Annotated in this window: 16 protein-coding genes; 6 read left to right on the top strand and 10 right to left on the bottom strand. The window is 57.7% G+C overall.

Annotated features, from left to right (window positions below; all coding sequences use genetic code 11):
* Positions 1–181 precede the first annotated feature (181 nt).
* Both ACWIKB_RS21545 and ACWIKB_RS21540 read right to left on the bottom strand, forming a co-directional pair.
* Positions 182–2017, bottom strand: a complete 1836-nt coding sequence (locus ACWIKB_RS21545) for an amidohydrolase (RefSeq protein ID WP_475269269.1) — start codon at positions 2015–2017, stop codon at positions 182–184.
* 129 nt (positions 2018–2146) lie between these two features.
* Positions 2147–3166, bottom strand: a complete 1020-nt coding sequence (locus tag ACWIKB_RS21540; RefSeq protein WP_475269268.1) for a helix-turn-helix transcriptional regulator — start codon at positions 3164–3166, stop codon at positions 2147–2149.
* Between the two features lie 167 nt (positions 3167–3333).
* Here ACWIKB_RS21540 and ACWIKB_RS21535 point away from each other — a divergent pair, with 167 nt between their 5' ends.
* The 3 genes from ACWIKB_RS21535 (at position 3334) to ACWIKB_RS21525 (ending at position 7023) form a co-directional block, all read left to right on the top strand.
* The gene (locus tag ACWIKB_RS21535; protein WP_475269267.1) at positions 3334–3633 is read left to right on the top strand and encodes a hypothetical protein; all 300 of its coding nucleotides are present in this window, start codon (positions 3334–3336) and stop codon (positions 3631–3633) included.
* Between the two features lie 302 nt (positions 3634–3935).
* On the top strand, positions 3936–4928 hold the full coding sequence (locus ACWIKB_RS21530) for a glycoside hydrolase family 25 protein (RefSeq protein ID WP_475269265.1): 993 nt from the start codon (positions 3936–3938) through the stop codon (positions 4926–4928).
* Positions 4929–4932: 4 nt separating this feature from the next.
* On the top strand, positions 4933–7023 hold the full coding sequence (locus tag ACWIKB_RS21525) for a GH25 family lysozyme (RefSeq protein ID WP_475269264.1): 2091 nt from the start codon (positions 4933–4935) through the stop codon (positions 7021–7023).
* A gap of 98 nt (positions 7024–7121) precedes the next feature.
* Here ACWIKB_RS21525 and ACWIKB_RS21520 read toward each other — a convergent pair whose 3' ends face one another.
* Both ACWIKB_RS21520 and ACWIKB_RS21515 read right to left on the bottom strand, forming a co-directional pair.
* A complete protein-coding gene (locus ACWIKB_RS21520) occupies positions 7122–7478 on the bottom strand; it encodes a cupin domain-containing protein (protein WP_475269263.1) in 357 nt (118 codons plus the stop codon).
* A gap of 75 nt (positions 7479–7553) precedes the next feature.
* Positions 7554–8297, bottom strand: a complete 744-nt coding sequence (locus ACWIKB_RS21515) for an SDR family oxidoreductase (RefSeq protein ID WP_475269262.1) — start codon at positions 8295–8297, stop codon at positions 7554–7556.
* 219 nt (positions 8298–8516) lie between these two features.
* Between ACWIKB_RS21515 and ACWIKB_RS21510 the strand changes: the two genes are divergently transcribed.
* Positions 8517–9158, top strand: a complete 642-nt coding sequence (locus ACWIKB_RS21510) for a TetR family transcriptional regulator C-terminal domain-containing protein (RefSeq protein WP_475269261.1) — start codon at positions 8517–8519, stop codon at positions 9156–9158.
* A gap of 246 nt (positions 9159–9404) precedes the next feature.
* On the opposite strand, the gene ACWIKB_RS21505 is transcribed toward ACWIKB_RS21510, so the two are convergent.
* The 4 genes from ACWIKB_RS21505 to ACWIKB_RS21490 all read right to left on the bottom strand — a co-directional run bounded on the left by ACWIKB_RS21505 (position 9405) and on the right by ACWIKB_RS21490 (position 12622).
* The gene (locus tag ACWIKB_RS21505) at positions 9405–9773 is read right to left on the bottom strand and encodes a DUF6124 family protein (protein ID WP_054053597.1); all 369 of its coding nucleotides are present in this window, start codon (positions 9771–9773) and stop codon (positions 9405–9407) included.
* Positions 9774–10194: 421 nt separating this feature from the next.
* Positions 10195–11211: a lysozyme inhibitor LprI family protein gene (locus tag ACWIKB_RS21500; RefSeq protein ID WP_475269260.1), complete on the bottom strand. Its 1017-nt coding sequence runs from the start codon at positions 11209–11211 to the stop codon at positions 10195–10197.
* Between the two features lie 113 nt (positions 11212–11324).
* A complete protein-coding gene (locus tag ACWIKB_RS21495) occupies positions 11325–11945 on the bottom strand; it encodes a YajG family lipoprotein (RefSeq protein WP_475269259.1) in 621 nt (206 codons plus the stop codon).
* A gap of 143 nt (positions 11946–12088) precedes the next feature.
* Complete coding sequence (locus tag ACWIKB_RS21490) at positions 12089–12622, bottom strand: cysteine hydrolase family protein (RefSeq protein WP_475269258.1); 534 nt, start codon at positions 12620–12622, stop codon at positions 12089–12091.
* A gap of 807 nt (positions 12623–13429) precedes the next feature.
* Between ACWIKB_RS21490 and ACWIKB_RS21485 the strand changes: the two genes are divergently transcribed.
* The gene (locus ACWIKB_RS21485; protein WP_475269393.1) at positions 13430–16255 is read left to right on the top strand and encodes a beta strand repeat-containing protein; all 2826 of its coding nucleotides are present in this window, start codon (positions 13430–13432) and stop codon (positions 16253–16255) included.
* Between the two features lie 36 nt (positions 16256–16291).
* Here the strand turns inward: ACWIKB_RS21485 and ggt are convergent, their stop codons facing one another.
* Complete coding sequence (gene ggt, locus ACWIKB_RS21480) at positions 16292–18019, bottom strand: gamma-glutamyltransferase (protein WP_475269257.1); 1728 nt, start codon at positions 18017–18019, stop codon at positions 16292–16294.
* A 148-nt stretch (positions 18020–18167) separates the two neighbouring features.
* Between ggt and ACWIKB_RS21475 the strand changes: the two genes are divergently transcribed.
* The gene (locus ACWIKB_RS21475) at positions 18168–18683 is read left to right on the top strand and encodes a methylated-DNA--[protein]-cysteine S-methyltransferase (RefSeq protein WP_475269256.1); all 516 of its coding nucleotides are present in this window, start codon (positions 18168–18170) and stop codon (positions 18681–18683) included.
* 115 nt (positions 18684–18798) lie between these two features.
* Here ACWIKB_RS21475 and ACWIKB_RS21470 read toward each other — a convergent pair whose 3' ends face one another.
* Complete coding sequence (locus ACWIKB_RS21470; protein ID WP_475269255.1) at positions 18799–19392, bottom strand: NUDIX domain-containing protein; 594 nt, start codon at positions 19390–19392, stop codon at positions 18799–18801.
* Positions 19393–19536: the final 144 nt, after the last annotated feature.

The raw sequence follows: 19536 nt of genomic DNA, 5'->3' as shown, positions 1-19536 counted from the left end.
CTGCGTTCGGCTGCGAAGCAGTCGTGAAACCAGAGCACGCGGTACATCAGGCAAACCGCGTGAGCTGAATTGACGACTGCTTCGCAGCCGAACGCAGGCTACGCCAGCTGCTACATGGAGCGATGCGTTCGGCTGCCACCACGATTCGCACTGATCGGTATTAATGGCGGGTGGTGTTTTTTTATTGTTGTTGTACAACGCCCACGAACGGCGCCTTGGCCCACACCACTTTGCCGCCGACCATGGTCAACAGCACGTTGTTGCGCGCCAGTTCAGCCTCGGGCACCTGCATGAAATTCTTGTCCAGCACGATCAAGTCCGCGAACTTGCCAACCTCGACCGAACCGACCACCGCGTCCAGTTTCAACTGCTCGGCGGCGTTCTGGGTGATGGCGCGCAACACTTCCGAGCGCGACAGCGCCGGGTCGCCGTTCACCTTGCCCGCGTATTTTGGGCCGTAGCTGTGCGGGTTCAGCGGATCGCCCGAGCGGGTGACACCGACCTTCAGCGCGAGGAATTCGTCGAGCGGGTCCACCGGCCAGTCGCTGCCATAGGCGATGCGACCGCCCGCACGGGCGATGCTGCCCGACGGTTCCATGCGCGCAAAACGTGCGGCCCCGAGATGATCACGGGTGCCATCGTCGGTGGACGGCGCCTGCTGGGCCCATTGGAAGGACATGTTGGCGGTCACGTCCAAAGCCTTGAAGCGCGGATAGTCGGCCGGGTCTACTTCTTCGTTGTGGGTAATGGTCGGGCGAAATGCGTTGCCCGGCAGCTGATGACGCACGTATTCGATGCTGTCCAACGAGTCCCGCACCGCCCGGTCACCCGTGGCGTGAAGGTGCGGATCGAAACCGGCCTCGACCGCTTTCAGCAGCAGCGGATTGAGCACTTGCGGCGGGAAGTACAGCTCGCCGACATTCTTACCCGGTGCCCACTTCGGTGCCTTATCGGTGCCCGCGTTATGCAAGTACGGCGTCAACATCGCCCCTGTATCCGCCGGCGCATTGATGATGCCGTCCATGAACAATTTGACGTGGCGCATGCTCACGCCCGGCGCGACTTTGGTTTCGCCCTGATCGTAGATGTTGGCCAGTGCCTTGGCGTCGGCGATGGTTTTCGCCGGGTCTGCCGCTGCGGCGGCCGGGTCGAGCTTGATCGCCAGCAACGCCCGGGTGGTCAGCTCGCCGGACTGCTGCAACGAGGTGAAGGCTTTGCCATTCTCCGGCCCGGACAAGGCGTCGAAGAAACTGGTGATGCCTTGCTGGCGCATGGCGTCGAGGGCTGCGCGAATCTGAATCAGTTTCTCGGCATCAGTGGCCGGTGGCACCACGGCGGCCATGGTATCGGCGGCGCCGTCTTCGCAGATACCGTTCGGGTTGCCGGCCTTGTCACGCACGTACTTGCCGTCACTCGGGTTGGGCGTTTGCTTGGTGATGCCGGCCACTTCCAGGCCACGGGAGTTGGTCAGCACGGTGTGGAAGTCGGTGGAACGCACTTGAATCGGGCGCTTGGTCTTGAGCGCGTCCAGGGTCGATTTGTCCGGGTCGCCGTCGAGTCCGTCCATGCCCATGCGATCCCAACTGCCGACTTCGAGCCAGACGTCGGGGCCTTTGTCCTTGTCGGCGTCGAGGCAGGCCTGAATGGTTTCCTGGAAGACTTTGCGGGTCATGGTCTGGTATTTCAGGTCGCACAAGGTCATCGCGCGGCCGCCATCACCGGGATGCATGTGCGCATCGATAAAGCCCGGCATCAACATGCGCCCGGCCAGGTCGATCAATCGGGTCTGCTTGCCGATGTAGGCAGAAACCCCTTCATCGCTGCCGACATACACGATCTTGCCGCCGGTCACGGCAATCGCCTGTTGCACCGAGTTCTTGCCGTCGACGGTGTAGACATAGCCGTTGCGCATCACCATGTCGGCGCCGCTCGAACCTTGGGTCTGACACCCCACCAACCCCACACTGGCGAATGCCGTCGTCGCGGCAACCGCGATAAATAACCTGGAAAATTTCAACTGCCTCACCTCTGTTTTTATAATTTTGAAGTGCCCGAACAGACTGTCGCGCCAGCCCGTGGCAGGCAGGGCCTACCCTATAGCGCGCAGTCGAAATCCGGACCTCCACAAATGAGGAGGGTCAGGCATTTAGTGGGGTGTACGACGGGTATCGTGGGGAAACGACGTCGGCGAACGCAGGACAGATCCCAGCTCCACCTTGCTCTTCACGCCGAGTTGCAAATAGCAGTTGCGCAGATACGTGCGCACGGTGGCCGGGCTCAGCCCGAGGGTTTTGGCAATCTCTTTATAGGAATGGCCGGCGGCGAACAGCATCGCCGCCGTGCGCTCCCGTGGCGCCAGCACCGCCCCACGCACTTGCGTTTCGAGAGACAGAATCACGTGCTCAGCGTTCGGACTCAGCGTCAAGGCGCAGCGACCGAGACGGATCACGCACGGCGCTTTCGGCAGTTGCGCGATCACCTCAAACGGCAGCGTCGAGCCGCTCCACCCCGGCAACTCACGCTGGATGGCGGCGCACAGGCTGGCGCCGACATACAGCAGACTGCCGTCCAGTCGCGCGATGCCGAAATCAGTCGCCCCGCTGCCGGTGTTGAAGCGGATCATGTCCTGCACCTGGAAACGCCACAGTTGCAGCAGGTGATCGCAGAACGCCGAAAACAATTCGGCTTCGTTGTCGTTGAACACTGGCGCGTGTTCCCCACGGTAGAGACAGACGAAAAACATCAAGCCGCTTTCGGGCAATTCGAAGGTGATGCACATTGCGTGGTACAGATCGTGGCGCCGCGCAAACGCGTCCACCACATCGTTCAGATTGTCGAATCCGCTTTCGCGCACGACCTCGCCGGGCTGACTCAAGGTGTCATGGGAGAAGCTGTCACTGCCGGCCCCTTTGTGCCATTCGACAGCAAACGACTCCGGCAGATTGATGCGCCCGTGCATCCAGCTCTTGGGCGGCGCGTCGGCGGCGGAGGCGGACATCTCGCCCCACCAGGCCGAAGCGAACGGCACCAGTTCGCTGAAGGCTTGCAGGCCCTCTTCGATAAACTGCGAGGCGCCGCGATCCCGGGCCAGGCGACCGAGGTGCAGCACGCAGCGGTTGAATGCGTTGAGTGTTGCCATGGAAGTGACGTCGTTACCCAACCCCATTGTTCTTATCCTGTTGGCTGCATGGCGTATTCATTCGACCATGCCATAGGCGCAGTAATCGCGTCCAGCTCAGGACTATTAAAGGAAAGGCACTTCCCGTACACCGTCTAATCTTAGGAGAACACCCGCACCAACATGCCTCAGCCTCTTGCTACAGGGGAAACGGGATGACCGGACAATCAGCACGTCAATGCTCGTCATGGATCCTGCTCTCCTTGCTCGCCATCAACCTGGCGCTGACCGCCGGATGCGCAGGCAAAACGGCCAAAGCTCGTTATTCGGCCTCAAGCGCAGGTTCAAGCTGCTATGCAAAAGCGCTACCTACTGCCGGCGAGGGCGGCCTGGCTTGGGGCGACACCTTGAGCATGGCGCGCAAGAAATCCCTGGATAACTGCATACGCTATGCCGGGCGGTCTGGCGGCACGCCGGATACTTGTCAGGTGGTGTTGGCGGAGTGCAAACATTAGTAGAGCGGCCCCGACTACAAACTAACCCCGCAGTACTCGCAGTCAATCAACCGGAATCACCACCGGATTCCCGCAGCTATGCAGAAAACTGGATTAGGCGGAGTTCGTCTTACCGCCGCTCCACTGACATATGCAGCGCTGGAATTAACGCTATTCCAAAATTTTTCGCTTACAAAATGCAGCGCCGCCTCACTGTGCTTTAATGCACTTTGAAAGCGCGTTTTGATTTTTTAGAAGTTTGGTTTTCTGTGCGCAGTGTTTCATTAGTTTAACAACTTACCCAGCACTAACGAGGCGAGCAAATGGAAATCCCTTCTAATTTACTTAGCGCGTTCATCCTGACAACTGCACTCTTCAGCAGTAACACGGCATATGCCAGTGAGGCGGAATTACCAGATGCTAAAAGTCTTGGGCTAACCGAGCTAACTGATGACCTTTCACGACAGGACCTGTTCAAGGAAATTCTTCTAACCGATCCCGTGAGAAAAAATGAGTACGATTCCTTTGCGCTTAAACGTTCGTTCAAGTTCCCCCACGATGTAGATTACGATGAGGCTCTTAAGGCGGAGCGTAAAGACTCGCTTTTCGGGATCGACATCAGCCATCACAACGGGGATAAATTCCCGATCGACCAACTGAACAACAATAAGTCGTTGTTCGTCTACATGAAGTCCAGTCAGGGGACGGGATACCTAGACCCGTTGTTTTCGACTTTCTGGAAACGAGCGGGACAGGTCGATAAAGGGATCAAGCTTCACCGTGGCGCTTACCACTTCTTGTCCAGTGGGAACGCATCGGATGATGCACAAGCCTATGGTATAGCTCAGGCCAAGACCTTCGTGAAGGTGATAAAGGCCAATGGTGGGTTGAAAACCACTGACATGCCTCCCGTCGTCGATGTTGAGTGGGACAAGGCGAACCCAGATGGGCCAGACCGCTGGGCGAACCGAAAACCCGCGCAAATAATGGCAATGGTCAAGGCGTTCTCGAAACAGGTGGAGGCAGACCTCGGCAGGAAACCCATGATCTACACCGCTCGATCATGGTGGACAGCAAGAATGGGATCAGAAGCCAGCTTTGCCGCCCTCGATGACCACTTACTGTGGATTGCTGACTATTCCAACTCATCGCAGGCGAACGAAAACCCTCGTACGATAAACAAACGTGAATGGGCGCTATGGCAGTTCACCGACTCCGCAGCACTGTCGCTTGGGTATGACAAGAAGTTCGATGCGAATACCTATAAAGGCAAGCCATCGGATTTCTACACGAAGCTGGGGGTAGAGGAGTTCTGATTACATGGAGATCAGAGGTCAGACGTTGCGCAGAGCAATACTCGGGCGTTTCGGCATTTGTTGCTTAATATTATTTAGAGCATCCATAGCGGAAGCAGGATGCCCGAATGGCGCCATCGTCGAGGACAAATATTGTGACCTTTTTGTTTATTACGAAAAAAATGAAAATAAAAAATTAGAGCCAAGAATAGCGGATGCTCTCAGGATTGATAAATCCTCTCAGACGCGAGCAATCGGTTTAGTAATTGCTATATCCAAATACCCCAACATGGAGGGCGTCAATCTTCCCGCAGCGGCGACTGATGGACAAAAGATGGTTCAGTTCCTCGTCGCATCGCAAAAGTTTGATGAGGTAATACTGCTCGCCGACGAAAATGCAAATCAGGAAAACCTTACCTACTTTCTGGAAGACTACCTGCCCAACCGGGCAAACTACTTCAATAAAAAGGCGAGATTGCTCATAGCTTACAGCGGGCACGGTAGAAGCCCGACCTCTGACGTTCAGGCTGCATTTGTGCTCAGTAATGCCAAGGATTACGAAAAACCTGATGGCATGTATGCGATGTCCAGACTTACTGACAACCTCGACCTTCTCTCTAAAAAGTATTTCCACGTCCTAACGCTTGTGAATGCATGTTTCGGCGGTGGCGTATTCACCATCGGGAGTGCCGGAGGTAACGCTGACGCTTTCACTAAACCAGGCTCTTATGCAATAACGGCCGGCGACGAAACTAACGAAGTATTTTCCTTAACCTCTACCCGCGGAAGTGTTTTCTTCGACAACATCATCACCGGCGTGACTCGTGGCGATGCGGACGTAGACAAGAGTGGCTCATACATGCGTCAGACGGGGGAAGGGGAAACTGTTCGTACCGGCTATACGCGCACTATGATGCTCGCCAGTTATCTGACCAGAGTCTTTGAAAATGTAAACAACGACCTTAAAAAAGAAGGGAAAAATCTGCAAATCAGCGAGCCGTGGTTCGGGCCGGCTCAAAAGAATTACGCGCGCGGTGGCTTCTTCTTCCTCTCTGACGGTGACGGACATGCCAGCCTGAGCACTCCTTTCGACGTGCTTTTTAAGACATCGACAATAACCTTCAACTCCACGCCTCCAAACGCTCCTAGCATCTCTGACTATCAATGGTCGAATACAAGTGGAGAACTGGTTCGACAGCCTGTGCCTAATGAGACTGTCCTGATAGCCTCGGCCGGACGCTACACCGGTTTCACTCCCGCCAGCTTCGGGATAAATCCAAGGGTCGCGACAACATCTCGGTTTAATCTGCCACCGATACCCAAGAAGATCGTCCTGGACTTAGAACCCAAGACTGAATTTCCGATAGGCCCGGTCAGTAGTATTCCAGGGCGCCCGGATATCAAGATCTTCAAGACACCCGATGTCTATCCAATTCATGGATATGACATCTCATCTGCTGATGGGAAAATTGATTGGGTGAACTTTATCGGCGGCGAAGAAAAGCCTAAATTTGTTTATGCAAGAGCGTTCGGTTGGCGAGGTGTCGACTCCTCTTTTGAAGTTAATTTTGAAAAAATTAAAGAGGGGGATGTTGATTATGGAGCGTACCTAAAGTACGACTTCTGTCGCACACCGGAAGAACAATTCGAAAGAACGGCATCTCTTCTTGCTCAAGATACTTCGATGCTACCGGTCGCGATATTACTCGTTAACCCTCAAGGCGAGGACGAAAAGCAACTGGAGTGCCTCAATCAATCCGGGATGACGAATGCCAAAGAGGGCATGCTCACACTGGCGGCCCTGATTCAGGAGCATTATGGAAAAACCCCGCTGTTTTATGGAAACCACAACAACTTGTCGACATTTCTTGATGATCGCTTCAACAAGTACATGGTATGGCTAGGTTACTGGGGAAAAGCCAACATGAAGTACGGTGGCAGCAATCCCTGGACTCTCTGGCAACACTCCGGCTCATTGGTTGTACCGGGAATCGGACCAAAAACGGCAGGCGAGGTCTTCTTCGGGACCGAAGCGCAGTATCAGGCATTCAAAGCAGGAAAAACAAACGTCGCACTGACGGCCGTGAAGCAAGTATGGGGAAGCAGCCGCGAATAAATTGCCAACATTCGGGGCTGTCCATTTTGGCACCCTCTCCTTGGCCCGCAGTGCTTGCAGTCATTCCACCGGAATCACCGCCGGTTTCCCCGTCTCCTTCAGCAGAAACACCAAAAACTTCGCGGGTTTGTCCTGGCTGGCATGCGTCCCACTGTGTGCACGTCGTCCGGCCCTTCATGGAAACTCTGTCCCGGCGTCAACGTGACCTCCTTGCCGCCCTTCACGCCCATGACGATGGAGCCTTCGAGCACGTAGATGAAGCCATGCGCGTCGTGGCGATGCACTGGGTCCGCGCCGCCGGGCGGGTATTCGACGGTGATCATCAGCACTTCTTTGCCGGGGTAGTCGGGCAGCGCCTGTTCCATCACGGGTTTGACGACCGGTGGCTCGGGGGCAGCCATTGCCAGTCCGGTGCACAACAACGGCAGTGAGGCGAAGAAAGAATGGAGGTGCATGAGGGTTTCCTCATCTGATTGGCCAACAGCGGATCGGTGGCGATCCCGTACGGGCGACCGCCATATACCTATCCGCTAATTGCCTTTGAGCCATGTTTCAAAGTGAGTCGCGCCAATGATCGGATTGGCGCCGGGGGTCAGTGACCGGTCGTCGATGGGCGCGCCGAAATAGGTGGCTTCGGCGTCCGAAATCACCTCTCGCGGATCATCGTTGTGTTTCAGATAGGTTTGGACGAACGAGGCGATCGGCAGCCGATCAGGCCCGGCCACTTCTTGCGTCTGGTTCGTCGGTGATTGCTCGGCAATGTCGGCCAGTGCCGCCGCAACGTCGGCCGAAGCGATCGGTTGCAGGTCGGCTGCGGGCAAACGCGTGCTGTTGCCCTGCTCGCCGGATTGGGCGATGGCGCCGATGAACTCAAAGAATTGCGTGGCCCGCAGGATCGAGTAGGGAATGCCCGAATCCTTGATCAGTTTTTCCTGGGCCATTTTGGCGCGGAAGTAACCGCTGTCGAGCATGCGTTCCGTGCCGACGACGGACAGGGCCACGTGGTGTTTCACGCCGGCGGCTTTCTCGGCGGCGAACAGGTTGCGGCCGGAGGTTTCGAAGAATTCCAGCACGGCGGCGTCTTCGAATGACGGCGAGTTTGCGACGTCGACCACCACTTCGGCGCCGTTCAGCGCTGCGTCGAGGCCTTCGCCGGTCAGGGCGTTGATGCCGGTGCTGGGTGAGCCGACGAGGACGTCGTGTCCGCGCTGGCGAAGGTTATTGCAGAGCTGGGTGCCAATCAGGCCAGTTCCGCCGATGACGACAATTTTCATGGGAATGCCTCCAGTTGGATGGTGCATCTGTCGGCGTTTGACTATGCAGGGCCGAAGCCCCATTCAGTTTAGGACACGGTTGCCGGCCTGCCCTTTTGATTTGAGCAACCGCCCCTGCAATCTGACGATTCGCGTCTGGCTCATTCGCTGTATAGTTTTGTATATTACGAAACCGATTTTTCAAGACGCCCCTATGCCCTCCTCCTTCGTTCCGTCCCCATGACCAGTATTCGTCAACGCAATCAGCACCTGATCCTGGTCGCCGCCAGCGAAGAGTTTGCCGCCAAAGGTTTCGACGCCACCCAGACCCGGGACATCGCGGCGCGCGCGGGGGTGCCGAAGGCGAATCTGTATTACTACTTTCAGAGCAAGGAAAACCTCTACGCCAAGGTGCTGCTCGGGTTTGTCGAGCCGTTGCTGGAGGCGTCGGCGGTGTTGCGCGAGAGCGATGATCCGGTGGTGGGATTGCAGGCCTACATCGCGGCGCGAATCCGCATCGCGCGCGAGCATCCGCATATCGCCAAGGTGTTCAGTGGTGAACTGCTGCTGGGGGGACGGCAGTTGCCTGAGGAGTGTCGGGATTTGTTGTATGCCGAGGCGCAGCGCAATGTCGACTGCCTGCGCAGCTGGATCGAGCGCGGGTTGTTGGCGCCGGTGGATCCGGAACATTTGATGCTGTTTATCTGGTCGGCCACGCGCACCTATACCAATCTGGGCTGGCAGATGGCGCATATCACTGGGCGGCAGGTGCCGCAGGATGGGGATTATCAGCAAGCAGCGGCGACGATTACCCGGTTGGTGTTGGGGGGTGTGGTGCCGGAGCGGGTCGGGGCGATTGGGGGGTTGTTGTTTGCTACTTGAGTTTTTGGGGGGCTGCTGCGCAGCCCAACGAGGGCAAGCCCCCTCGCCACAGGTGAGCGTCGCTCCTGGGCCTGATTTGGTTGTGTGTGTGTGTAGGAGCGAGGCTTGCCCGCGAAGAACGATAACGCGATATGTCAGACCTGACGCGTTAACGGTAGGAGCAAAGCTTGCTCGCGAAGAACGATAACGCGGTGTGTCAGGCGAGACGCCTTCGCGAGCAAGCTTCGCTCCTACAGTACCTGGCTGCTACCCAGGTTTGTGGTTATCCAGTACGCGATTGACCGCTAGCTCACCCATTGTGATCACCTGCAACAACAGCAGCATCCTCTTGCGTTGCGGGCCTTCCATCTGCTCGGCGAAATCGCTGGCCATGACGCTGGCCAATGAAAACGAGTCGTAGGCCTGGACCAGCAACGCTTCGTCATCCACCGCCGCTTCGATGGTGAAGATGGTGTTGGGGCTGCGGGGCGGTATCTGCGTTTTCGTCGCCCCGGGGTTCAGGTAGAAGTTGAGTGCGCGGTCGGCGGCCTCTTTCATTTTCTTGGGGTCAAGATCGAGAGACGCGTCGTAGGGTACTGGACGTGTATGCGGGGGATTCGGCGTTACTTTGAACATAGATCAGATTCCAAAATTGGGGCCGCAACCGTTCTCTACTAAAAGAAGGGTGGCGGCTGTACGCAGGTTAGTAGACCGGTGGAATCAGCAAGCCCGGCGCGCCCGAGGGCGCCCTGCGCACAACCACCATCAAGTGCAGGCATAGAATGACCTGACTGAATGGCGCTCATGCACCTTACTAATAACCACCGGGCTACTAAACCCGACCACTGATGAGCAGTGGCAGGTAAACGATAGAGGCCGGGGTCAAAGCGCACAAGCCAGCGGATTCTGGCGTACGCGTAGGTAAAGGCGCAAGGCGTTGTAGCCGTTTATGACGTAACACCGGGTGTCCTTAAACACTCACTCAAAAACATGTTTAAACGCGGCAAAAACCGAACAAAATCCCATCTCGGTCACGCCATTGATACCAATCAACCGGCTAAGGCATCAGGTCCAGCGGCAAAGACCCGGCCGCCGCTCGTTTGTCATACCAACGCTTGAGGGTTTCGGGCAGGCGCCCTTTCCAGCTCGGGACATTGGTGTAGTAACGGGCCCGGAGGTTGCCCCGCGAGTCGCTGACTATCAGCACCAGCCAGAAGCGCGAGTCTGTGGTGTGCATGAAAATGGAAGCGTTGATACCGCCGAGCCCGCGCACCCACATTTCATCGACTTCAGCGCCTTGCACATCGCTGGATGCATCGCCAATGGTCCGCGAACTGCTGCTCTCGACCAACCGTTGGTAGTCGTCCTTGAGCAAGTTGTGCAGCACGTCGTCTTCCTGCCGAGTACGCACTAATCCTACGCTGAGCAAGTCGTTTTCCGCCGCCAGGGATTGTTCCGATGCCACGTACCGTCCGGCATAAAATACGCCCATCCCCGCCCCGCAATCGGCATCACTGCCCTCCTGATTGATATCGAGCACGCCGTTCATGGCGATGAAGGTCAGCGCGCAATCGCCCTCGGAGTAATGCGCCGTCGTACCGTTGAGCGTGGCGATACCGTCCAGATTGCCCATGTTGGCGCCACTCGCCCCCAAGACGTCGAACGTTATGTGAGTCGAGTCCTTACGCTTGGTCTTCAACTCGCCACCGGTCGATACACCCCACGCAATCATCTGCCAAGTGGCGTCCCACGAGAACGGCGTGGTCATGTGCCCGAGTTCGGTGATGCGCATCTGGTACTTCTGCCGCAAACAACTGAGGTTATCCAAGCACTGATTGCGCTGTTTCAGCCACTGACGCTGGTCCGTCTTCAGTGCCTTGGGATCGACGACTTTGGGCAGCGTGGCGCTCCACAGTTCACCCAGCTTTTGGTCGAGATTCGAGGTGTAGGCGTCAGCGCAGATGGCTTTTTCACTAGGGCTGGTAGCGCTGGTGCAGTCGAAGCTGCTGGCGAGGGCAACATCGGACATCAACACAAAGGCAGCTATGGCTATAAAGCGAGAGAACTTGGGCATACGGGACAGATTCCATTCTTCAGGCGAGCCGGGAAATCGGCGCTCTCAGGGGTATTTTTAGACTCAAATAAAAACGGGCACCTCACGGGCGCCCGTTTTGTTGGCTTCACGGCTTACAGATTCTTGGCCATGGTGTCGGTGACGGTTTTCAGCGCTTGTTCAGTGCTTTCCTTCCAGTCGTTGTCGGTCACGGCCTGCACACCTTCGCGGTGCTGCCCGAAAATTTCGACCGGTGGCTTCGAGGTGCCGGTGTCTACTTTCAGGTGCACTTTGTTGTTCACGCCGACCGTCAGGAAGCCTGGGGACATCCACGACCAGAATTCGATGACATGCACCGTTACCGCTTGGGTATCGACGGTTTTTTCGCTGCTCGGCACAACCCGATAACCCGCCTGACCATAGGCCGCGGCAATGCTCTTGGCAATCAGGTCGCTGAGCTTGGTGCCTTCAGGTAACAACACATCGCCCAGCCCTTTGCCGTAGCCATTGCGTTTACGGGCGATGGCGCGTTCGGTGATGGTCTTATCGGTGATTTCGCCTTCCTTGAGGGACGGGGTCTCGGGGATTTCGGGTTTGAGTTCGAAACGGCGTTCGTCCAGCACGCTGATGACCACTTTCTGGCCATTGCCATTCGCCGCTGGCGGTGTATTGATGTCCACCACCGAGCGGCTGGCCGCGCAGCCGAACAGCGCAGTGGTTGCCAGTAACAGGCAGGCGAGTTTGAGGTGTTTCATGACGACTCCGGTCATTGTGATCAGTCCACTATTCGATTCTGGAAAGCAGGCGGGTTTCGCGCGACTGCGCGATCACAAGATCGGCCGCGAGGCGACAATCATGAGTCGCCACGGGAGTTTTTTGGGTTGGAAGCTGTCGCGGCTTAAACGCGTATCTCGGCGGTCGGCAGAACGTCGATCCGCGCCACAGGCCCCGTCAAGTGCGCCAGGTCGGCGTTGTGCTCGGCGATGATGTCCTGAGCGGCGACGTTGCCGTTGTCGACAGTGGAATGCGCGTCGGCGGCGAGTACCACGTCATAGCCCAGGTTAAGGGCCTGGCGGACAGTGGCGTTGACGCAATAGTCGGTTTGCAGGCCGCAGATGATCAGTCGATCAGTGCCCTGGTCTTGCAGCAATGCTTGCAGGTGGGTCTGGTAGAACGAGTCCCGGGTGGTTTTACGCACGCGCAGGTCTTGCGGTGAAGTCTCCAGGCTGTCGGCCAACTGCCAGCCTTTGGAGCCGTGTTGCAACAGCTCACCCTTTTCTTCGTGCTGGATCAGGACTACAGGAACCCCGGTTTCCCGGGCCTTGCCGCTCAGGCTGTTGATGTTCTCGATGACGCGTTTGATGTCAAAGCATTCGTATTCGCCGGTGCACAGGGCGTGTTGGACGTCGATGATCAGCAGTGCAGTGGTCATGGCGGAAGGCCTTAAAGTAATCCATCAGATTAAGGGGTACGCAACCTGCCCATTGGGAGCCGGGCGTGGATCGCGTGCAGTCGATAATGCCGTAAATCGTTCCCTGATAGAACCGCTTCCTGCCAGAGTTTTCAGAGAGCGTGACAGCCGCCCCAACGCCGCTAATTTGAATTAAAAAAGCATTAAACCATATTAGCCATGACAATAATTTGTTGTTCTATTGTAACCAGCAATATCAATTACATAACAACAGCAATAAGTGTGGTCAGCACTGATAGTTTGCTTTAGGGTAAATCATCGATATCGAGAAGTTTCGCCAGGACTGCGACCTGTTTAACAACAGGCTTGCGGCTTGCCGCTGGTTATTAATGGATTTCAGCCAGTGACGTGAGAGTAATCGCCTGATCGTTCTTTTTTGAACTTGATAAGCACTTACAATCCTGATCCCCGCTGATGCCGTTATATACATTGAGTACACTTGATATGAATGACAACAAAGTCCTGGCCTTGCGCACTTGCGCCAATGACATGTCGGACCATGCCGGCCAGGTATGGCCGGAAGCCGGCCTGGTGGTGTGCAAGCACTGGAAGCCCAGCAAAAACCTCGAGAATGGCCTGGTCGGCCTGTTGTGGGGAGAAGGTTGCTCTACGCAGTTGAGTTTGCGGGCTGATGCCAAATGGATTGTCTGTGAAGTGCATACTGATCACGTCTTGAAACTTGAAGAAGACGGCATGATCAAATTTCCGGAAGCGCAAGTTGTTCATACCGGCACACAAGAAAGTTCGATCAACTACATCGCAACGCATATTGAGCATTATCAAAGTTTAAACATTACACCCAGCGACACACCACTTGATTGCGCTGATAAAACTTTCAGCCGAGAGTTCGAAAGTCGGCGAGCCCAAGGCTACAGCCCTTCCAGCATTGGCGCTAAAACCGACGCCTCGCAAAAATTCGAAACCGCTGTTTACGGCAGCACCCTGACGGGCGGGCATCAAAGCTATTTACTGGCGGGCTATGGCAGCACGGAAACGGCTGGCGGCCAGAGTTCTCTGATTGCCGGTTACGGCAGCACCCTGACCGCCGCCGACAGCAGTTCACTGACCGCCGGCTACGGCAGTACGGAAATGGCCGGGGACGATAGTGCGTTGATCGCCGGATATGGCAGCACCCAGATCGCCGGTCAGAAAAGCACGCTGACGGCCGATTACGCAAGTACCCAAACTGCGCAGGACAGCAGCACCCTCACTGCCGGTTACGGCAGCACTGAAACGGCGGGAAGCGACAGTTCACTGACTGCTGGCTACGGCAGTACGCAAACGGCGGGACAAGACAGCACACTGACCGCCGGTTACGGCACTACCCAAACCGCCCAGGACAGCAGCGCCCTCACCGCCGGTTACGGCAGCACGGGGACGGCCGGACCGGAAAGTTCGTTGATCGCCGGATACGGCAGCACACAAACCGCCGGCCATGAAAGCACCCTGACCGCTGGATACGGCAGCACCCAGACGGCTCAGGAAGGCAGCTCACTCACAGCGGGGTATGGCAGCACGGCCACGGCAGGGGCGGACAGTTCGCTGGTCGCCGGATACGGCAGCACACAAACCGCAGGCCACGAAAGCACCTTGACCGCTGGGTATGGCACTACCCAGACCGCGCAGGAAAGCAGCTCACTGACGGCAGGCTACGGCAGCACCGCCACAGCCGGGCACGACAGTTCGCTGATCGCGGGTTACGGCAGCACGCAAACCGCCGGTTACGAAAGTACGCTGACCGCCGGCTACGGCAGCACGCAAACTGCCGAGGACAGCAGTTCCCTCACGGCAGGCTACGGCAGCACTGGAACCGCCGGACATGGCAGCTCGTTGATTGCCGGTTATGGCACGACCCAGACCGCCGGCTATGAAAGCAGCCTCACCGCTGGCTATGGCAGCACCCTCACGGCCCAGGAAAGCAGCTCCCTCACCGCTGGCTACGGCAGTACCGAAACCGCTGGCGGCGACAGTTCGTTGATCGCCGGTTACGGCAGTACTCAAACCGCCGGTTATGACAGCAGCCTGACAGCCGGGTATGGCAGCACCCTCACCGCACAGGACGGCAGTTCCCTCACGGCGGGATATGGCACGACGGAAACCGCCGGGCATGAAAGCTCGCTGATCGCTGGCTACGGCAGTACGCAGACGGCCGGCTATGAAAGCCACCTGACCGCAGGCTATGGCAGCACGCAAACCGCGAGGGAAAACAGTGTCCTGACCGCGGGTTATGGCAGCACCGCGACGGCGGGTGGCGACAGTTCCGTGATCGCCGGTTACGGCAGCACGCAAACCGCCGGACACGACAGCACGCTGACGGCAGGCTACGGCAGCACCCTCACCGCCCGGGAACACAGTTCACTCACGGCTGGCTACGGCAGCACCGAGACCGCCGGCTACAAAAGCACGCTGACCGCTGGTTATGGCAGCACGCTGACCGCGCGGGAAAGCAGCGTCCTCACCGCTGGCTATGGCAGCACCGAAACCGCCGGTTGCGACAGTTCGCTGATCGCCGGTTATGGCAGCACACAAACGGCCGGCTACGAGAGCACGCTGACGGCGGGTTATGGCAGCACCCTCACCGCCCAGGACAACAGTTCCCTCACCGCCGGTTATGGCAGTACCGAAACCGCTGGCTATGAAAGCTCGCTGATCGCCGGCTACGGCAGCACGCAAACCGCCGGTTACGCAAGCACGTTGACGGCAGGCTACGGCAGCACCCTCACCGCCCAGGACAACAGCTCCCTCACCGCCGGTTATGGCAGCACCGAAACCGCTGGCTACGACAGTACTTTGATCGCCGGCTACGGCAGCACCCTGACGGCTCAGCACAACAGCACCCTCACTGCTGGTTACGGCAGCACAGAAACTGCGGGCCAGGACAGTTCCTTGATCGCCGGCTACGGCAGCAGTCTGACCAGCGGCATTCGCAGCTTCCTCACGGCGGGATACGGCAGCACGTTGATCAGCGGGTTGCGCAGTGTATTGACTGCCGGGTACGGCAGCTCGCAAACCGCCGGTTACGAAAGCACGTTGACCGCCGGATACGGCAGCAACCAGATCGCCAGTTATCGTAGTTCACTGATCGCCGGCCCCGACAGCACACAAATCGCCGGGCATAAAAGCATGTTGATCGCCGGCAAAGACAGCTCACAAACTGCCGGTTATCGCAGCACGCTCATCGCCGGCGCCGGCAGCACCCAGACCGCAGGCGATCGCAGCAAATTGATCGCGGGCAAGGACAGCACGCAAATCGCCGGGGACCGCAGCAAATTGCTGGCGGGCAGCAACAGCCACCTCACGGCGGGTGATCGCAGCAAGCTGACAGCGGGTGATGACTGTACGTTGATGGGCGGCGATAAAAGCATTTTGACGGCGGGCAAGAACAGCATTCTGGTGGGCGGTGCCAGCAGCAAGTTGATTGGCAGCCTGGGTTCGACGCTGACGGGGGGCGAGAATGCGACGCTGATTTTTCGCTGCTGGAACGGCAAGCGCTACAAGAATGTCGTGGCGCGTACCGGCAAGGATGGCGTCGAGGCGCATGTGCCGTATCAGGTGGATGAGACGGATAACATCGTCAGCAAACCAGAGGAGTAAGGGACGGAAAGTAAATCCGCCCCTTGTTCAAGACCCTCAATAACCGAGCGACAACCCGGTATTGCGACGCGGATCATTCGCGCCGTAGTAGCGGTTCTTGCCCACCGGTTTGCCGCCCAGCGAAGGAGCGCCGACCAGGATCGCCGCCACATGGTTGGCATCCTGTGGCCCGGCAAATTTATGCCCCCAACTTTCGAGCAGCTTCACCGTATCCGGGCTGGTGGTGAAGGTCTCCAGGTTGGTTTCTTCCGGCAACCACTGCTGGTGGAAACGCGGCGCATCCACCGCTTCCTGGATGTTCATGCCGTAGTCGATCACGTTGAGGATGGTCAGCAACGTCGCGGTGATGATGCGGCTGCCACCCGGCGTGCCGACCACCATCACCACTTTGCCGTCCTTGGTGACGATGGTCGGGCTCATGGACGACAGCGGTGCCTTGCCGGGCGCGATGGCGTTGGCCTCCCCTTGCACCAGGCCGTACATGTTCGGCACGCCGATTTTCGAGGTGAAGTCGTCCATTTCGTCGTTGAGAATGACCCCCGTCTTGCTCGCCATGACCCCGGCACCGAACCAGTCGTTGAGGGTGTAGGTCATCGAGACCGCGTTGCCCCATTTGTCGACGATGGAGAAATGCGTGGTGTTACTGCCTTCATGCGGTGCTACGCCGGGTTTGATCTCGCGGGACACACCAGCCTTTTGCGGCTGGATGGCGGTGCGCAGTGTGGTGGCGTAGTTTTTGTCCAGCAGATGGGCGATCGGGTTCTTCACGAAATCCGGGTCGCCGAGGTAGCTGTTACGGTCCACATAGGCGTGGCGCATGGCTTCGATCTGATAGTGCATGCCCTGGGCCGAGTGGTAGCCCAGGTCTTTCATCGGGTAGCCGTCGAGGATGTTCATGATCTCGCAGATCACCACCCCGCCGGAGCTTGGCGGTGGCGCGGAGACCACGTGGTAGCCACGGTAATCGCATTCCACCGGGGCCAGTTCGCGGGTCTTGTACTTGTCGAGGTCGGCCTGGGTAATGATGCCCTTGTTGGCCTGACTGGAGGTGACGATGGCGTCGGCCACCCAACCTTTATAGAAACCGTCGGCGCCCTTCTCGGAGATTTCCCGCAGGGTTTTGCCGAGGTCTTTTTGGATCAGTTTCTGCCCGACCTGCATCGGTTCGCCGTTGCTCAGGAAGATCGAACCGGAGTCGCGCATGTCTTTCTTGAACACGTCAGTCGCCGTTTCCAGCAGATCGACATCGCCTTGCTCCAGCACGAAGCCTTCTTCGGCGAACTTGATTGCCGGGGCGATCACTTCCTTGCGCGGCTTGGTGCCGTATTTGCTCAGGGCCAGTTCCATGCCGGACACGGTGCCCGGCACGCCAACGGCCAGGTGACCACGGGTGCTCAGGTCCGGAACGACGTTGCCGTCCTTGTCCAGGTACATGTTGGCAGTAGCGGCCAGCGGGGCTTTTTCGCGGAAATCGAGGAAGGTCTTGCGCCCGTCCGCCAGTTGAATGGTCATGAAACCACCGCCGCCCAGGTTGCCCGCTGCGGGATAGACCACCGCCAGCGCATAAGCAACCGCAACCGCGGCATCCACGGCGTTACCACCGTTCTTCAGTTCATCCACGCCGACGTGGGTGGCCAGATGCTGGGCCGTGACCACCATGCCGTTTTCGGCCGCGACCGGGGCCACCGAGGCTGCGTAAGCACTGAGGCAACTGAGCGCCAATGAGGTCGCAATCAGCGATTTGGCAAAAGGTTCGAACTTCATGATTCGGTCTCTTTTTTGTTTTTAGGCTCTGCAATAACAGAGGGAACGCTTCAAGAACAGTAGCCAGTATGGCTGGGATTACGTATTGCGCCTCCCCGATCAGGCAGTATGCTTGCCCTCTATTCAGCTGTTTTCGGAGCTCGCCGGCATGAGTTACACCTTCACCACCATGGCCTCCCCTGTCGGCGAGTTGAAGCTGGTCGCGAACGGTTCAAGACTGGCAGCCATCCTCTGGGAAAACGACAAACCGAATCGGGTACGACTCGGGCCGATGACTGAAGCGCCAGACAATCCGATCCTGTTGCGCACCGTTCAACAGTTGCAGGAATACTTTGCCGGCACGCGAAACCGGTTCGACCTGGAGCTGGATTTTGCCGGCACCGACTTTCAGAAAAAGGTCTGGCAGGCGCTGCTGACCATTCCGTTTGGCGAGACCCGCAGTTACAGCCAGATTGCCGAGCAGATTGGCAATCCGAGTGCGGTTCGAGCGGTGGGTGCAGCGAATGGCAAGAACCCGATCTCGATCGTGGCGCCGTGCCACCGGGTAATCGGGGCGTCGGGGAAGTTGACCGGGTTTGCGGGTGGGCTTGAGGCCAAGGAAAGGTTGCTGACGCTGGAAGGTTGTGAGTGGTCTGGGGCTGGCCGGACGGGTGACCTATTCTGACTGAGCTGCCCTTTGTGGCGAGGGAGCTTGCTCCCGCTCCAGTGCGTAGCACTGGCAAGGACCTTGGGGCTGCTTCGCAACCCAGCGCGAGCAAGCTCGCTCGCCACAGTCAGATTCAGGATTCTGCGAAGAGGTTCTTCATCGCCGCATATTGCAGCAGCATGATGGTCTTCGCATCGCAGATCTCCCCGCGATAAAACGCCTCAAGTGCCGCGTCGAATTTCCATTCCAGCACTTCCAGCTCTTCGGTTTCTTCTTCCAGCCCACCGCCATCACTGACTTTCGACGCAGCGTCATATTCAGCGATGAAGAAGTGCAGTTTTTCAGTAACCGAGCCCGGGCTCATGTAGGACTCGAAGACCTTTTGCACGTGGTGCACGCGATAGCCGGTTTCCTCTTCAGCTTCAGCACGAATCCGTTCTTCCGGTGCCGCGCCTTCGAGCAGGCCCGCCGCCACTTCAATCAGCAAACCATCGTGACCGTTGACGAACACCGGCAGCCGAAACTGACGCGTCAGCACGACGGTTCTTTTTTCGCGGTTGAACAGCAGAATCGCCGCACCATTGCCACGGTCGTAGACTTCGCGGGTCTGGCGCTGCCACTCACCATCATTACGCTGATAGTCGAAGGTAATTTTCTTCAGCAGGTACCAGTCGTGGGACAACACCTGGGAGTCGATGAGGTTGACCCGGTCGGCTGTATTCGCCATCACAACGCATCCTTTTTTCGTGAGAGGAACCCCATGGTAGGCGAAAACGAAAAAGCCCGGCATCTTTACCGGGCTTCTTTTTTACTGCTGGCTGGCGACTTCAGGCGCCGCGAGCTCTTCTTCGTGGGACGAGAGCCGCTTGCC

It is taken from the genome of Pseudomonas sp. 5Vm1k (genome assembly GCF_056161485.1).
The sequence above is the reverse complement of the archived record's forward strand: the minus strand, read 5'-3'. Positions and strand labels throughout refer to the sequence as shown.

Bases quoted from the DNA above. Each gene is read 5' to 3' on its own strand.
- ACWIKB_RS21525 (WP_475269264.1), top strand. From the start codon at position 4,933: ATGGAGATCAGAGGTCAGACGTTGCGCAGAGCAATACTCGGGCGTTTC.
- ACWIKB_RS21535 (WP_475269267.1), top strand. From the start codon at position 3,334: ATGACCGGACAATCAGCACGTCAATGCTCGTCATGGATCCTGCTCTCC.
- ggt (WP_475269257.1), bottom strand. From the start codon at position 18,019: ATGAAGTTCGAACCTTTTGCCAAATCGCTGATTGCGACCTCATTGGCG.
- ACWIKB_RS21500 (WP_475269260.1), bottom strand. From the start codon at position 11,211: ATGCCCAAGTTCTCTCGCTTTATAGCCATAGCTGCCTTTGTGTTGATG.
- ACWIKB_RS21470 (WP_475269255.1), bottom strand. From the start codon at position 19,392: ATGGCGAATACAGCCGACCGGGTCAACCTCATCGACTCCCAGGTGTTG.
- ACWIKB_RS21510 (WP_475269261.1), top strand. From the start codon at position 8,517: ATGACCAGTATTCGTCAACGCAATCAGCACCTGATCCTGGTCGCCGCC.
- ACWIKB_RS21495 (WP_475269259.1), bottom strand. From the start codon at position 11,945: ATGAAACACCTCAAACTCGCCTGCCTGTTACTGGCAACCACTGCGCTG.
- ACWIKB_RS21530 (WP_475269265.1), top strand. From the start codon at position 3,936: ATGGAAATCCCTTCTAATTTACTTAGCGCGTTCATCCTGACAACTGCA.
- ACWIKB_RS21490 (WP_475269258.1), bottom strand. From the start codon at position 12,622: ATGACCACTGCACTGCTGATCATCGACGTCCAACACGCCCTGTGCACC.
- ACWIKB_RS21540 (WP_475269268.1), bottom strand. From the start codon at position 3,166: ATGGGGTTGGGTAACGACGTCACTTCCATGGCAACACTCAACGCATTC.
- ACWIKB_RS21475 (WP_475269256.1), top strand. From the start codon at position 18,168: ATGAGTTACACCTTCACCACCATGGCCTCCCCTGTCGGCGAGTTGAAG.
- ACWIKB_RS21505 (WP_054053597.1), bottom strand. From the start codon at position 9,773: ATGTTCAAAGTAACGCCGAATCCCCCGCATACACGTCCAGTACCCTAC.
- ACWIKB_RS21520 (WP_475269263.1), bottom strand. From the start codon at position 7,478: ATGCACCTCCATTCTTTCTTCGCCTCACTGCCGTTGTTGTGCACCGGA.
- ACWIKB_RS21515 (WP_475269262.1), bottom strand. From the start codon at position 8,297: ATGAAAATTGTCGTCATCGGCGGAACTGGCCTGATTGGCACCCAGCTC.